The sequence below is a fragment of the Actinopolyspora lacussalsi genome, from assembly GCA_030803735.1.
Taxonomy (GTDB): Bacteria; Actinomycetota; Actinomycetes; order Mycobacteriales; family Pseudonocardiaceae; genus Actinopolyspora; species Actinopolyspora lacussalsi.
The window spans coordinates 1,634,615-1,649,098 of record JAURUC010000001.1 but is presented as its reverse complement, the minus strand read 5'-3'; the positions used below and the strand labels follow the sequence as shown (position 1 = coordinate 1,649,098).

Below are 14,484 nucleotides of genomic sequence, written 5' to 3'. Positions count from 1 at the left end.
GAGAGAATCAGCGACCGGGTGGCTCTGTGGCCGGTGAACCGAGGTTTCCCGGAGCGGGTCGCTCCGCTCCGGGAGAAGCCCACCTCCGATCAGTCCTCTTCGATTGTGGTTGGATCGGATCCCGACGTCGGCCGATCCGATGCGAGCTGACCTCCGTCGAAAGGCGCACATGAGCAACCCCTACGGCTCGTCGCCGCACGGGCAGCCGGACGAACGGCATCACTACGGGCTGTCCGGCTCACCCGGCGTCGGCTTCGAGCAGCGGGCTGCCTCCCCGGCGAGGTCCTTCGGCGGGGACCTGCGGGGTTCTCCGTGGGACCGTCCCCCGGGCAGTGGAATCGGCTCCGGTGCCCCCGAGGGGCGGCGCCGACGCCGCGCGTGGCCCTGGTTACTCGGGTCCGTGATTCTGCTGTCCGCGCTGGTGGTTGCCGTACTGGGATTCGTCACCCCCGGCTGGTTCCACCGCACCGTGCTGGAGGCCGATTCGGTGCAGCAGGGGGTGCGCCAGATCGCGCGGGATTCCTACGGCGTGGACGGTATCGAGTCGGTCACTTGCCCCAAGGGGGAACCGGTGCGCGCCGGACACAGTTTCACCTGCGAAATGCGGGTCGGCGGCGTCACCAAGAACGTTCGGGTCGTGATCCGGGACGAGAAGGGGACCTACGCGGTCGGCAGACCCGACTGATTGTTCCCGCACGTTCGAGTGTGTGCTCCTCGAACGAGCGGGCGGTACTCCGTGAGCCTCGTCAAATCATTCGACCGTGTGGAGCATCGGCGGCATCATGAAGGCGTGATCGAGCACGATGTCAGGCTGTTGGCGGAATCCGAGTATCGCGCCGCGCACGACCTCTTCCGAGCCGCGCTGCACATGCCCGCCGCGAGCGATACCGCTTGGCGACGGATGGCGCCTCCGTACGAGGTCGGCCGGGTCTGGGGAGATCACCTCGACGGTGAGCTGGCCGGAACCGCGATAGCGTTTCCCGCTTCGGTGGTGCTGCCGGGTGGGGCCGAGTCGTCCGCCGCGGCCGTGACGGCCGTCGGTGTGCGAGCGGACCGGACCCGGCGGGGTGTGCTGACCCAGCTGATGCGTGCCCAGCTGCACGAGACGTGGCGACTCGGTGAGCCGTTCGCGATGTTGCACGCTTCGGAGACGGCCATCTACGGGCGTTTCGGCTACGGGATCGCCACCAGGGCACGCACGGTTCGCCTGGAGAAGAGTGCCGCGAAGCTGCGTGCCAGCGCTCCCGGCGGTGGCGACGTGCGACTGGTCGATTCCGAAACGGCCGGTCGACTGCTCCCCGAGATCTACCGGAACCTGCCCGCCGGGCCGGGTGCTATCGCTCGTCCGTGGGTCTGGTGGCAGACCCAGCTGCGCCGGGACGGTACGAGTGAGGAACACACCTCGACGGCTGTGCACCGCGACGCGGCGGGCAATGACGACGGGTTCGTTCGCTGGACGACGCACAGCAACGACTACAGGTTCGGTGACGGACGCACCACGCTACGGGTGCTGGACATGCGGGCGGCCGACTCGGCCGCGTCCTGTGAGCTGTGGCGGTTCCTGCTCGGCATCGACCTGGCGGACGAGGTGGTGGCGATCGAACGACCGCTCGACGAGCCGTTGGAGTGGTGGTTGACCGACAGCAGGCAGTGCCGGGTACGAGACGTCTACGACGACCTGTGGGTTCGCCCGGTGGACGTCGACGCCGCCCTGCGGGCGCGTGAGTACGCCGGATCCGGCGCAGTGGTGCTCGAGGTACGCGATGCCACGCTGCCCCACAACGAGGGCCGGTACCTGGTCGGTCCCGAAGGGGTCGAACGCGGTACCCGCGAAACGCAGCTGAGTCTCGACGTCGCCCAGCTGGCGCCGCTGCTGTTCGGCGAGGTCGAGCCCTCCACCCTCGCGGACGCGAACCTGCTCGCCGTGCACGATCCCGCCGCGCTGCCGGTGGCCGACGCGCTGTTCGCCACGCGGGGGCACGCCTGGTGCGGCACGCACTTCTGATCGAAGTTTTCCGGTCGGGTCGTCGGGTCGGCTCGGTCCCGCGCCGTGCGGGACTCACTCCCGCAACGCGTCGAGCAGCCGGTCCACGGTGCTGCCGAGCCCCCATTCCCGTTGCAGCCCGCGAACCCGATCGATGTCGACGGCGGTAGCGAGTCCAGCGCTGGAGGGCCTCGTATCGTGGGGCAGGGTGTCGTGGGGCAGGGCGTCGGAGGGCAGGCTGTGGATCACCGGGGCGTCGGACACGGTGTTGACCACCGTCGGTGCGGCGTCGAGGTAGTCCGCGGCCTCCGACAGTTTCTCCCGGTTGCGTTTCGTCACCCCCTGGTCCCCGGCATCGGCCGCCGCACGCAGTTCGGTCAGCGAGCCGAATCGCGTGATCAGTTTGGCCGCCGTCTTCTCCCCGATCCCGGCCACGCCGGGCAACCCGTCCGAGGGATCTCCGCGCAGCATCGCCATCTCGGCGTAGGCCCGCCCCGCGTTCTCGGTGGGCAGCTCGTACCGTGCTGCCAGCTCCACCGGACCGTAGTCCTGTGCCTTGGCCAGTCCGCCACCGATGTAGACGACCCGGCATGTGGTGGGGGACTCCCGCACGAGTTGGAACAGATCGCGGTCGCCCGTGATCACCTCGATCGGATCGGTGTCCTCCCGCGCCACCAGCGTCGCGATCACGTCGTCGGCCTCGTAGCCCTCGGCCTCGGCGGTGTCGATGCCCAACGCGGCGAGCAGGTCCAGAATCACCGGAACCTGCGGTTCCAGCGTGTCGGGAACCGCTTCCTCCGATGTGTCCGTCCCCGCCGTCCCGTCCGCCGTTGTCCCGGACTTCGGGGCGGGTTCGGCCACCCGGTGTGCCTTGTACGAGGGCAGTGCACGCACCCGGAAGTCGGGGCGCCAGTCGTTGTCCAGACACGCCACGATCCGGCCGGGCGCGCGCTCGGTGAGCAGTTTCGCGAGCATGTCGCAGAATCCGCGTACCGCGTTCACCGGAGTTCCGTCCGGAGAGGTCAGTGACTCCGGCAGCGCGTAGTAGGAGCGGAACCAGATTCCGGCCGAGTCGAGCAGCATCACCGATGACTTCACGGCGCCCAGCTTGGCACGCCTCCGGTGCGGCACGCCGTCCGGCACGACCAAATCAACAAGAAAACTTGGCAGAGATTTCTTGGTGGTTTACGGTGTGCCGGGTGACCGAAGGACACAGCTACGAGCTCGACGCGGCCGGACTGCGGGCACTGGCTCACCCGCTGCGGATCCGGATCCTCGCCGAGCTGCGTGCCGAGGGCCCCGCGACGGCCACCCAGCTCGCTGAGCGCTTCGAGCAGCGTTCGGGAACCACCAGTTGGCACCTGCGGCAACTCGCCGAACACGGCTTCGTCGAACAGGACACCGAACGCGGCAACCGCAGGGAACGCTGGTGGCGGGCCACGCACGCCGAAACCGCGTTGCACCCCGAGAGGTTCAGCGCCGACACCGAACTCGGTCCCGCGCTGAGCACCCTGCTGCACGAGATAGCCGCCAACCACCACCGCGAACTCGCCGGATTCCTGGCCAGACTGCCCGAGTGGTCCGAGGAGTGGATCGAGGCCTCGGAACTGTCGGACTGGCAGCTTTCCCTCTCGCGGGACGAACTGGCCGAGTTCACCGCCGAAGCCGGTCGACTCGTGGAACGCTACCGCCGCGCCCCCGCGGCGGGTGACGAACCGGTAATGGTGCAGCTGCGCGCCTTCCCACGAGGGGAGCGGCGGGAATGAACCGCTTACGGTTACTGGTGCTGTGGTTGTCGACCGGCACCGTCAGTGCCGCCAGCGCGGCCGGATTCGTGGCGATCCCGTGGTTCGTGCTCATGACCACGGGAAGCGCCGCGAACGTGGGTATGGTCACCGCGGCCGAACTCGTGGGAATGCTGCTCGCCACCGCGCTCAGCGGCCCGCTGATCGACCGCGTCGGGCCGGCACGTACCGCGCCGCTGGCCGATCTGGCCGCCGCGCTTTGCATCGGCGCGATTCCGCTGGCGGAAACCACCACAGGTCTCACGCTCTGGTCGCTTATGTCGCTGGCAGGTGCGTTCGGAGCGTTCCGCGAACCCGGCCAGACCGCTCGCCGGGTCGCTGTTCCGGAACTGGTCGGCAACGCCGGGGTGGCGATGGAACGCGGTGCGGGAGGGATGGACGCCGCGCTGCGGGCGGGGCACCTGTCGGGGGCGCCGTTGGCGGGCGGAGCGCTCGCGCTGTTCGATCCGCCGGGTGTGCTGTGGATCGCCACCGCCGTGATGACGCTCTCCGCGCTGCTGGTCGCCTACGCCGCGCGCGGCGTGACCACATCGGGGTCAGCGGGGCAGGACACATCCGAGGGGTTCGCGCGCCGATTCGCCGCCGGGATCGGTTATCTCCGTCGCGACCGGCTGATCACCTGGATCGTGGTACTGCTGTTGCTGACGAACACCCTCGACCTGGCGTTGACGGGAGTACTGCTCCCGACCTACTCGGCGCGGATACTGCACGACTCGCTGGCACTCGGGGTGCTGGTCGGCGCGTTGGGCGGCGCCGCGCTCACGGGGAACCTGCTGTTCACCTGGCTCGGCGCGCGGGTGCGACGTCGGAGGATGCTGTTCACGTTCGCGTTCGCGCTGGGACCGATCCCGCCCCACCTCGCGATGGCCGCGGGGTCCGGATTCGCGGTGCTTTTCTGCGTGGTGGTCGGGTGCGGACTGGTCGCCGGAATGATCAACCCGATCCTGGCCGCCGTGAGCTACGAGCGAATCCCCGCCGAGCTGCGCGGACGCGTGCTGAGCCTGACGACCCTCGTGGCGCAGGGCGGTACCCCGCTCGGCGTGTTGTTCGGTGGCCTGGCGGTGGAGGGGATCGGGCTGCGTACCACCCTGACCTGCACGGCCCTGCTCTATCTGGTCGCGTTGGCGATACCGGTTCTCGGTGGTGGTTGGCATGAGATGAACCGTCCCCGAACTCGGCCGACGGCCGAGGAGGTGGTCGTGGGAAGTACACCGCACGGCGGGCAGGAGTTGGTGGATTCGTCATCTCCGGGTTGTGGTCGGCAGACCGAGGACCGGGGATGGTGAGCGTGTCGGTTCCGGAGCGCTTTTCTCCCTCCCGTTGTGCGCTCCGGAACCGTCACGTCGCTCTCGTACCGTCGGAGAGGTGGCGCTCGTGGTACGAGTCGCCGGAAGCTTCCGCCCCGGTACGGGTTTCTCGGCACCCCGGCCAGCCGACCTCCCCGTAACCGGGGCACTTAGAGTTGGGCCATGTCCACCGTTGCAACGAAGCAGGACCCCACAGTGCTCTCGGCGCGGCTACAGCACGCGGCCGAGAAGGCCGCAGGCGCGGACATCGACGCGCTGCTGATCTCGCCCGGCTCCGACCTCGGTTACCTCATCGGGGTGGACGGTGAGTCCTTCGAACGCCTCAGCTGCCTGGTGCTGCCCGCGGCGGGCAGCACGGCTTCGCCCGTGCTGGTCGTTCCCAAACTCGAGGAACTCGGTTACTCCGGGGTGCCCGCGCGGGAACTCGGGCTGGAGATCGTCACCTGGGTGGACGGGCAGGATCCGCACGGCATCGTGGCGGATCTGCTGCGTCGTGACGGTGCCACCCCTTCCCGGGTGGGTGTGGCGGACGTGATGCCCGCCCTGCACACCCTGCCGCTGCGCACCGCCCTGCCGGAGACCGAGCAGGTGCTGGCCAACCCGGTGCTGCGCGCCCTGCGGATGCGCAAGGACCCCGCCGAGATCGACGCCCTGCGCGAGGCCGGCGCCGCCATCGACCGGGTACACGCCCGGATGGGCGAGTTCCTGCGAGTCGGTCGCACCGAGGCCGAGGTGGGTGCCGACATCAGCAGGGCGATCCTCGAGGAGGGGCACGCCGAGGCTGAGTTCGTGATCGTCGGTTCCGGCCCGAACGGGGCCAGCCCGCACCACGCGCTTTCCGAGCGGGTGATCCGGGAGGGCGACGTGGTCGTGGTGGACATCGGGGGCCCGATGCCCAGCGGTTACAACTCGGACTGCACCCGCACCTATTCGCTGGGCGAGCCGCGGGACTCCGACGTGCGTGACACCTACGAGGTGCTGCACGCCGCCCAGCGGGCCGCCGTGGATCGGGTGCGCCCCGGAGCCACGCCCGCCGAGGTCGACGCCGCCGCCAGGGAACCGATCGCCGCTGCCGGCTTCGGTGACTACTTCGTGCACCGCACCGGGCACGGCATCGGTCTGGACGTGCACGAGGAGCCCTACATCATGGGGGGCAACGAGATCGCGCTCGAGCCGGGAATGGCGTTCAGCATCGAGCCGGGGATCTACCAACAGGGACACTGGGGTGCCAGGATCGAGGACATCGTCGTGGTCACCGAGCACGGTGTCGAGAGCGTGAACAACCAGCCGCACGAGTTGGTGGTGCTGCCGACGTGACAGACCGGAATGCCGCGCAGAGTTCCGAACTCGAGGCGACCGATCGGGCCATTCTCCGTGAACTGCTCCGGGACGGGCGGTGCAGTTTCACCGATCTCGGCGAGCGGGTCGGGCTCAGTGTCTCGGCGGTGCACCAACGTGTCCGGAGGCTGGAACAACGCGGAGCGCTGCGCGGTTACACGGCCAGGGTGGACGGAGAGCAGATCGGGCTGCCGCTGACGGCGTTCATCTCGCTCACCCCGATCGACCCGGCGGCTCCGGACGACTATCCACAGCGATTGGAGCATCTGCCGGAGATCGAGTCCTGCTTCTCGGTGGCCGGTGACGAATCCTACATCCTGCAGGTTCGGGTGGCCTCGCCGCTGGCGCTGGAGGATCTGCTGCGGCAGATCCGCGAGTCGGCGAAGGTTTCCACCCGGACCACCGTGGTCCTGTCCACCCCCTTCGAGAACCGCGCCCCGGAACTTTAGGGGGATTCGCGTCCCGGTCTGCCGGGATGGGCGCTTGGCGGAACCTCTGGTGCGGCTCTCGCTGCGGGTGCCCCGACATCGGGTAGCGGCCCTACACAACGTCGGGGCCGTCCTCGCGAGAGCCGCACCGGAGAACCCGCGGCGGTGCCGACTGCCAGGGTGGTGGGGGTTCGGCTTGCGGGAGTGGTAGGAGCTCGGCGTATGAGAGTGCTCGGGGCCCGGCCTGTGGGAGTGAACGGGGGTCGGCACTGGTAACGCGGCAGCGAACGGGCTACTCGTTCGGGTGAGTACAAGCGGGACACGCCGGTGCTCGGCGTGTCGGTGTGGGCGCGCCCGTCGCATCGGATGAAGATCGCCGGAAATTCCACTACCGTAATCGGGTGGCACGCAATACGATCTACGATCAGTTCGCGGAAGCCTACGCCCTGCACTCCGAACACAGCCCGGCCAATGCCTACTACGACCGTCCGGCCGTACTGGACCTCGCCGGCGACGTAGCCGGCAAGCGAGTGCTCGAACTCGGATGTGCCGCCGGTGTGCTGTCCGAGCAGCTCGTCGAACGTGGCGCCGCGGTGTTCGGAGTGGACCGCGAGCCCAGGATGGTCGAACTCGCCCGTCGCAGACTCGACGGTCGCGCCGAGTTCGACGTGGCGGATCTGTCCGAACCGCTCGATCTCGTCACCGACTCCAGCACCGACCTGGTGGTGGCCTCCCTGGTACTGCACTACCTGGCGGACTGGGAACCGTTGTTGACCGAACTCAACAGGTGCCTGGTGGCCGATGGCGAGCTGGTGTTCTCGGTACATCACCCCGCCGCCGACTGGCAGTGGTTCGGACGTCCCGACTACCTGCGTACCGAACTGGTCACCGAGACGTGGCCGGTGGGCGGGCAGGAGGTTTCGGTGTCCTTCTACCGCAGACCCCTCTCGGCGGTGTTCGAGCAACTGCACCGCTCCGGTTTCGTGATCGACACCATCGGTGAACCGCGTCCGCTGCCCGAGCTCAACGAGCTCTCCCCCGACGCGTACGTGGAACTGAGCAGCAAGCCAGTGTTCCTGTTCGTCAAGGCGTTCAAGGTGGAGTGACGGTGTCCGAGCTCTCCCCCGGGGGCGGTTCGGCGGTGTTTCCGTCGAGCGGAGCCACGCGCAGGGATCCGTCGCCGGTGGTGACGCACTCCGCCTGTTGCCTACCGGACGGCAGGAAGTCCTCGAGGCAACCCGCTATGCGCTCGTATCCGGCCGCGTTGGGGTGAAACGACTCCTGCATCGCGTGCGAGGCGCGTTCGTCGTGCTCCAGATCCTGCCAGTCGACGGCGAGGCGGCGGAACCATTCCGTGTCCGCCGATTCGCTCGGTGTGGTACAGGCCTCGTGCCCGTACCCGGCGCGTGCGAGGTCGAGGAACCGCACGTCCTGTTGCTCGGCCACCTCGCGCAGTCCCTCCGAGAGTTGCGGGACGGCAGTGTCGCGGACCCAACGCACGTCGACGGTGCGTAACGGACAGCCGGACAGTCCTCGCAGATCCGGGCGAATGCCCGGCGCGACCGGGGAGGCGTAGGACTGCAGCACCAGCGAGTAGCTGTCCCGCGAGTAGCCGGCGCGGCGCATGACGTTTTTGATGTCGGCCAGCGCGTCGGCGACCTTGGGCCGCATCTCCGCTACGCGGTCGGGCCACTCGTCCCGCAGCCGCCGCGAGCAGCCGCCCGAACTCTTGGTGAACCACGCGCGGACACAGGAGTTCAGCACACCCACGAAATCGGGCTCGTTGTTCGCACCGACAGCCACCACGATGTCGGTGATGCGGTATCGCTCGGCGAGCCGTGCGAGCTGGCCCGCCTGCGAGGGCCTGCTGTCGTCCGAGCCGGAGTCGAGGCCGACGGTACCCGCTTTCGCGCCGGAACAGGCGAGGTTGAAGCGTTTCACATCGGTAGGTAGCCGCAGTTGGTGCACCATGGCCTCGGAGGAGCGGTGACACCAGTTGCCGTCGCGCCCGTCGGTACCGGGGAGGTAATCGCCCGCACCCTCGCCGGAGATCGTGCTGTCGCCCAGGGTGACCACCGCGCGGGGCAGTTCCGGCTCCGGTGGTTGTGGTACCTGCACCGGTCTGTCGCTGACGAGCAGCACCAGTGCGAACACGCTTCCGACCAGGAACAGGGTGATCAGTTTGGCTGTGCGTGTTCGCATCACCCCCGAAGTCTATGGCCCCGTGGGTGGTGGGTGGCACGGTGCCCGATCCGAGTTCGGGTAACGTTTCGGACACCACCGTCCCGACTCGCCGCCGGCCGGTTCCGGAGGTGGGGCGGCGTGGGACGAACCGGGCCTCGGGAGTAATTCGGTTTACTCGCGCGTTGTTGTCTGCAGAAGGTTCTGTTAGCGGAGGTGCCAGCGCGACGTGCCGATACTGATCCTGCTGCTCGTCGGGTTCGCCGTCGAGGTCAGCGTACTTGTTCTGGTCGGTCAGCTCATCGGGGTTTTTCCCACTATCGGGTTACTGCTCGCCGGTGCGCTGATCGGATCCTGGCTGCTGCGCCGTGAGGGGCGCAGGACACTGCGCGAGTTCTCCGAGGCGGCCCGGTCGCGCCGGCCCCCCGAGCGTGAGATCTCGGACGGCGTGCTCGTGAGTGGCAGCGGATTCCTGATCATGATCCCCGGCCTGATCAGCGATCTGTTCGGTCTGCTGTTGCTGTTGCCTCCGGTCCGTGCGGTACTGCGAACCCGGATGCGGCGCAGCGCCGAACGCAGGCAGCGGTTGATGCGGGAACGCATGGCCGGTTTCGATCCTGCCGGTTTCGGCCCCGCGGCCTTCGGTCCGGACGCGTTCACCGCCCCCGGTTTCGGAACCGGTCGTGGGCAGTCGACCGGTAGCGGTGACGAGGACGTGATCGACGGCGAGGTCATATCCGTCTCGGAGGACGACGATCACGAGCGGTACGATCACGGTTCCAATCCGCTCCGCCGGGGTGGAACCGACGAGGAAGACGGCCAGGACCGGCGACAGTCCTGAGTGGGTCGGCTGTGGTCGGGCGAGTACAAGCAGCGGGTTAAGCTACTCGGGGGCGACCGCGACCGACGGCCACGAGCCGTGGCGGTAGTGCCGCACGGCGGTACGGCCGGATACGCGACTCGGAACACGACGAGTGACGGTCGGGCGGTTCGCGCAGGTTGCACACGCGAGGGTGAACTACAGGGGCCAGGTCCGATACATGTCCGACACCACGCTCTTGCTCGGCGGGCGAATCCATTCGCCGGGCAATCCGGACGCCACCGCGATGGCCGTCAAGGACGGCACCATCGCCTGGGTTGGCACCGACACGGTTGGCCGTGCGTTGCATCCGGACGCCGACATCGTCGAGCTGGACGGCGCGTTCGTGGCGCCCGCCTTCGTGGATTCGCACGTGCACGCGACCTCGAGCGGTCTGTTGCTCAACGGACTCGACCTCACGGGGTGCGCCTCGCTGACCGAGTTCCTGCACGCGTTGCGGGACTACGTGGCCGAGCACCCCGGCAGGCTCGTCTGGGGGCACGGCTGGGACGAGAGCTGGTGGCCCGAACAACGTCCTCCCACCAGGGCCGAGGTGGACGAGGCCGCCCGCGGGGCTCCGGTCTACCTGTCCCGCATCGACGTGCACTCGGCACTCGTCTCCAGCGCGCTGCTCGACCGGGCGCCGCTGGCGAAGGGCGCCGAGGGCTGGGACGAGCAGGGACCACTCACACGCGTCGCGCACCATCACGCCCGCAGCGCCGCGCGGGAATCGCTCAGCCCGCTGCAGCGCAGGGAGGCTCAGGCAGCTTTCCTGCGTCACGCGGCCTCGCAGGGCATAGCCTGTGTTCACGAGTGCGCGGGACCGGACATCTCGGGTGCCGACGATCTCGCGGATCTGATGATGCTCTCCAGGCAGGGCGGGGTTCCCGAGGTCGTCGGCTACTGGGGGGAGCTGGGGGCGCTGGAGACCGGGCGAGAGCTCGGGGCCAAAGGACTCGGGGGTGATCTTTTCGTGGACGGTGCGCTGGGATCGCGCACCGCGGCGCTGCGGGAGCCCTACACCGACTCGCCCACCACCTCGGGAGTGCTCTACCTCGATGCCGACGCCATCGCCGAGCACCTCGTGGACTGCACCCGCAACGGTGTGCAGGCAGGTTTCCACGTCATCGGCGATGCCGGGGTCGCCGAGGTGGGTGAGGGGTTCCGACGTGCCGCCCGAGTGGTCGGCACCCCGGAACTGGCGGGCAGCCGGCATCGACTGGAACACCTGGAGATGATCGACGGTGAGCTCGCCGGCGAATTGGCGGGCTACGGAGTGGTGGCCTCGGTGCAGCCCTGCTTCGACTCCTCGTGGGGTGGCACCTCGCGGATGTACGCCAGCAGGCTCGGCCCGCGGCGGGGTGCGAGGTTGAACCCGTTCTCCGAGCTGGCCTCCAGTGGTCTGGTGCTCGCGTTCGGTTCCGACGCTCCGGTCACCCCCCTCGGCCCCTGGGAGGCGATCCGAGCCGCCGTGCACCACCGGACCGAGGGCTTCGGCATCTCCCCGCGGGCCGCGTTCAACGCGCACACCAGGGGCGGTTGGCGAGCCGCGGGAGTCGACGACGGCGTGACCGGAACCCTTGTTCCGGGAGCCACGGCCACCTACGCGGTGTGGAACGTCGACGAGTTCGTCTCACCGGTGCAGGACTCGCGCGTACGTCGCTGGTCGACCGATTCCCGTTCCGGCGTTCCCGACCTGCCGGACGTGTCCCCCGAGGCGAGACTGCCGCGTTGCCTGCGCACCGTGCTGCGCGGTGAAACCATTCACCAGCGCGACCCCGGGGACGAGGACCAGTGAGCCGTCGGGATCACTGACCGGGCGGTACCGGAGCCGGGGAGCCCGCCGTCCTGTTGCCGTGAGCGTCGCCACCACCACGCGTGTTCGGGGGAGCGTAACGGCGGAGTAGATTCGCCCCGTGTGCCGCCGGTGGTGGTGGCCGAGTTGCTCGTTGGCGGCGAAGGTTGATCGGTTGGTTGTCCCCAGGGTGAGTTCGGGAGGCGAACGGCATACCGGCCTCCGGGCCGGAATCCGTTCGAAACGCGCTCGCTTCCCGATACCGGTGCGGCTCGTGTCGGCCGTGCTCGCCGGGCTCCTGCTTTACTGGTCGTGCCCACCGCGTGAGCTGTGGTGGCTCTCCCCGGTAGCGGTGGCCGGTTTCGTGCTCGCCGTGCGCGGAGGCCGTGCCCGGGCCGGCTTCTGGTACGGGCTGCTGTTCGGGTTGGCCTACACCCTCCCGCTGCTCGGCTGGCTGCTGGATTTCCTCGGTGCGCAGTTCGGTCCGTGGCCGTGGCTCGGGGTGTGTCTGGTCCAAGCGCTGTTCTTCGGCCTCGCCGGAGCGGGTGCGGCCCGGGTCACCCGCCTGCCCGCCGCCCCCGTCTGGCAGGCGGCTGTTTTCCTGGCGGCCGAGGTGCTGCGTTCCGCGCTGCCTTTCGGCGGTTTCCCGTGGGGGCGGCTGGCGTTCACCCAGACCGATGGTGTGCTGCTGCCGCTCGCGTCGGTCGGGGGCACCGCGCTGGTCGGCTTCGCCGTGGCACTGATCGGGGCGGGACTGGCCGAGTCGGTGAGCCGGTCGCCGTGGCCAAGAGGTGGTGTCGAGCGCGGTCGAGGGGGGATCCGTGGCACGGTTCGGCTGTTCGTCGTGCCGGTCTGCGCGGTCCTGGTGCCCGTCATGGCGGGGCTGGCGGTGCTTCCCACCGTCGGCGCGGGAAGTCGATCCGGGACCGCCACGGTGGCCGTCGTGCAGGGCAATGCCCCCAACGTCGGTCTGGATCTGCTGTATCGGGACGAGCAGCTGCAGGCGAACCACATCCGGTCCGCTCGCCGGTTGGCGGCTGACGTGGCCGCCGGACGGGTTCGACGCCCCGACTTCGTGCTGCTGCCCGAACAGGTCGGCTCCTGGGGAGCACAGCGGCGGGATCCGGCGTTGCGGCGTGTCGCCGAGCGGATCGGTGCGCCGGTGATCGTCGGTGGTCTCGCTTACGGTCCGGACGGTGGGCTCAGCAATCGCATCGTGCGTTGGGGACCGGACAACGGGGCCACCGGGGAATACGTCAAGCAGCACCTGGTGCCGTTCGCCGAGAAGATTCCGCTGCGCTCGGTGGCGGGTGCGGTGAGTCCCTTCGTTCAGAGGTTCCAGCAGGACATGACCGCGGGGGAGGAGCCGGGGGTGCTGGCCGCCGGACCCGCACGGCTGGGAGTGGGGATTTGTTACGACGTGGCCTACGACGACGTGTTCCGGGAAGCGGCGCGTGCCGGAGCCGATCTGTTCGCGTTACCCACCAACAACGCGTGGTACGGCCGTTCGGAGATGAGTTATCAGCAGCTGGCCATGGCCCGGTTGCGTGCGGTCGAACACGATCGTGCGGCGCTCGTGGCAGCCACCTCCGGAGTGAGTGCCGTGGTGCGGCCGGACGGGAGCGTGCGGCGGAGCACGGAGCAGTTCACCGCCGAGACGGTCGTGGCCGACGTGCCGCTGCGTTCGTCGAACACGGTGGCCACCTTCCTGGGCCGCTACGTCACCTGGTTGGTGACCGCCCTCGGCGCGGGGGCTGTGCTGTCGACCTCACTGCGGCGCTACCGCGACCGTGCGCCGAGGCGGGCCCGTTGATACGACCTACCGTTGCGGGCCGTTCGATCGCTTCGGCCGGAGGACGTGCCGCCGGCCGGCCGGATGTCGACGGCGGTGAGTGTGCGAGGGGAAAGCGATGACGAATCCGCGGCAGTCGGCGAACTCCACCGCGTCCTCGGTACTCGTGGTGATTCCGACCTTCAACGAGCGGGAGAATCTGCGAACCATCGTGCGGCGGCTGACCACGGCCGTGCCCACCACACACGTCCTGATCGTCGACGACAACAGCCCGGACGGGACCGGTGCGCTGGCAGACGAGATCGCCGCGGTCGACGAGCGGATCCACGTGCTGCACCGTGCCGCCAAGGCCGGGCTCGGTGCCGCTTACGTCGCGGGCTTCGACTGGGCGCTCCGGCGCGGTTACGAGGCGATCGTGGAGATGGATGCCGACGGTTCGCACGCCCCGGAGCAGCTGACCACCATGCTCGAAGCGCTTCCCCGGGCGGGCATGGTGCTGGGGTCGCGATACGTCCCGGGTGGGACCGTGCTGAACTGGCCCTGGTACCGATCCCTGTTGTCGCGAGGCGGCAACGTCTACTCCAAGTGGGCACTCGGGGTGGCGATCAACGATCTCACCGGTGGCTTCCGGGTTTACCGGGGCGAGGTGCTGCGCGAGCTGGAGCTGCACACCGTGGCTTCGCAGGGTTACTGCTTCCAGGTGGATCTGGCGATGCGCGTCGTGGAGACGGGCAGCACCGTGGCGGAGGTGCCCATCACCTTCGTGGAGCGGGAAAGCGGCGAGTCGAAGATGAACGGCTCGATCGTGCGGGAGGCACTGTTGCGGGTGACCAAGTGGGGACTGCGCCGCAGGGGGCGTCGGCTGCTTGCCTGGCTGAGCGGCGGGAGGGCACCGCTGCGACGCGGTCGGTGACATCGGTGTGCGGGAGCACGTTCGGGCTGTCGAGGAGAACCCGGGCCCAAACCGAACGGGCGCCCGTTCACCCGGTGGAACG

Annotated in this window: 13 protein-coding genes; 11 read left to right on the top strand and 2 right to left on the bottom strand. The window is 69.0% G+C overall.

Translation table 11 applies throughout. From position 1 onward, the window contains the following. Positions 1–169 precede the first annotated feature (169 nt). Positions 170–685: a DUF4333 domain-containing protein gene (locus tag J2S53_RS07195; protein WP_165400653.1), complete on the top strand. Its 516-nt coding sequence runs from the start codon at positions 170–172 to the stop codon at positions 683–685. Between the two features lie 105 nt (positions 686–790). Continuing rightward, a complete protein-coding gene (locus tag J2S53_RS07190) occupies positions 791–2,005 on the top strand; it encodes a GNAT family N-acetyltransferase (RefSeq protein ID WP_456240341.1) in 1,215 nt (404 codons plus the stop codon). A gap of 54 nt (positions 2,006–2,059) precedes the next feature. Here the strand turns inward: J2S53_RS07190 and J2S53_RS07185 are convergent, their stop codons facing one another. Continuing rightward, positions 2,060–3,067 carry a 5'-3' exonuclease gene (locus J2S53_RS07185; protein WP_456242729.1) on the bottom strand — a complete coding sequence of 336 codons (1,008 nt, stop codon included), beginning with the start codon at positions 3,065–3,067 and terminating at the stop codon, positions 2,060–2,062. A 116-nt stretch (positions 3,068–3,183) separates the two neighbouring features. Here J2S53_RS07185 and J2S53_RS07180 point away from each other — a divergent pair, with 116 nt between their 5' ends. The 5 genes from J2S53_RS07180 to J2S53_RS07160 all read left to right on the top strand — a co-directional run bounded on the left by J2S53_RS07180 (position 3,184) and on the right by J2S53_RS07160 (position 7,968). Next, complete coding sequence (locus J2S53_RS07180) at positions 3,184–3,750, top strand: ArsR/SmtB family transcription factor (protein WP_456240340.1); 567 nt, start codon at positions 3,184–3,186, stop codon at positions 3,748–3,750. Then, complete coding sequence (locus J2S53_RS07175) at positions 3,747–5,075, top strand: MFS transporter (RefSeq protein WP_456240339.1); 1,329 nt, start codon at positions 3,747–3,749, stop codon at positions 5,073–5,075. Before J2S53_RS07180 ends, J2S53_RS07175 begins: the two co-directional genes overlap by 4 nt. Positions 5,076–5,258: 183 nt before the next feature. Continuing rightward, a complete protein-coding gene (locus tag J2S53_RS07170) occupies positions 5,259–6,413 on the top strand; it encodes a M24 family metallopeptidase (RefSeq protein ID WP_456240338.1) in 1,155 nt (384 codons plus the stop codon). Beyond that, a complete protein-coding gene (locus J2S53_RS07165) occupies positions 6,410–6,883 on the top strand; it encodes an Lrp/AsnC family transcriptional regulator (protein WP_092973375.1) in 474 nt (157 codons plus the stop codon). Before J2S53_RS07170 ends, J2S53_RS07165 begins: the two co-directional genes overlap by 4 nt. Positions 6,884–7,263: 380 nt before the next feature. Beyond that, positions 7,264–7,968, top strand: coding sequence for a class I SAM-dependent DNA methyltransferase (locus tag J2S53_RS07160; RefSeq protein WP_456240337.1), 705 nt, complete (start codon positions 7,264–7,266; stop codon positions 7,966–7,968). On the opposite strand, the gene J2S53_RS07155 is transcribed toward J2S53_RS07160, so the two are convergent. After that, positions 7,955–9,064 carry a GDSL-type esterase/lipase family protein gene (locus J2S53_RS07155; protein WP_456240336.1) on the bottom strand — a complete coding sequence of 370 codons (1,110 nt, stop codon included), beginning with the start codon at positions 9,062–9,064 and terminating at the stop codon, positions 7,955–7,957. The two genes, J2S53_RS07160 and J2S53_RS07155, sit on opposite strands and share 14 nt — an antisense overlap. Before the next feature lie 208 nt (positions 9,065–9,272). Here J2S53_RS07155 and J2S53_RS07150 point away from each other — a divergent pair, with 208 nt between their 5' ends. The 4 genes from J2S53_RS07150 (at position 9,273) to J2S53_RS07135 (ending at position 14,402) form a co-directional block, all read left to right on the top strand. Then, positions 9,273–9,884, top strand: a complete 612-nt coding sequence (locus J2S53_RS07150; RefSeq protein WP_456240335.1) for an FxsA family protein — start codon at positions 9,273–9,275, stop codon at positions 9,882–9,884. 199 nt (positions 9,885–10,083) lie between these two features. After that, positions 10,084–11,700: an amidohydrolase gene (locus tag J2S53_RS07145; RefSeq protein WP_456240334.1), complete on the top strand. Its 1,617-nt coding sequence runs from the start codon at positions 10,084–10,086 to the stop codon at positions 11,698–11,700. A gap of 271 nt (positions 11,701–11,971) precedes the next feature. Next, positions 11,972–13,510 carry an apolipoprotein N-acyltransferase gene (gene lnt, locus J2S53_RS07140; protein WP_456240333.1) on the top strand — a complete coding sequence of 513 codons (1,539 nt, stop codon included), beginning with the start codon at positions 11,972–11,974 and terminating at the stop codon, positions 13,508–13,510. Between the two features lie 97 nt (positions 13,511–13,607). Continuing rightward, positions 13,608–14,402 (top strand): polyprenol monophosphomannose synthase, encoded by a 795-nt coding sequence (locus J2S53_RS07135; RefSeq protein WP_456240332.1) that lies wholly within the window; start codon positions 13,608–13,610, stop codon positions 14,400–14,402. Positions 14,403–14,484: the final 82 nt, after the last annotated feature.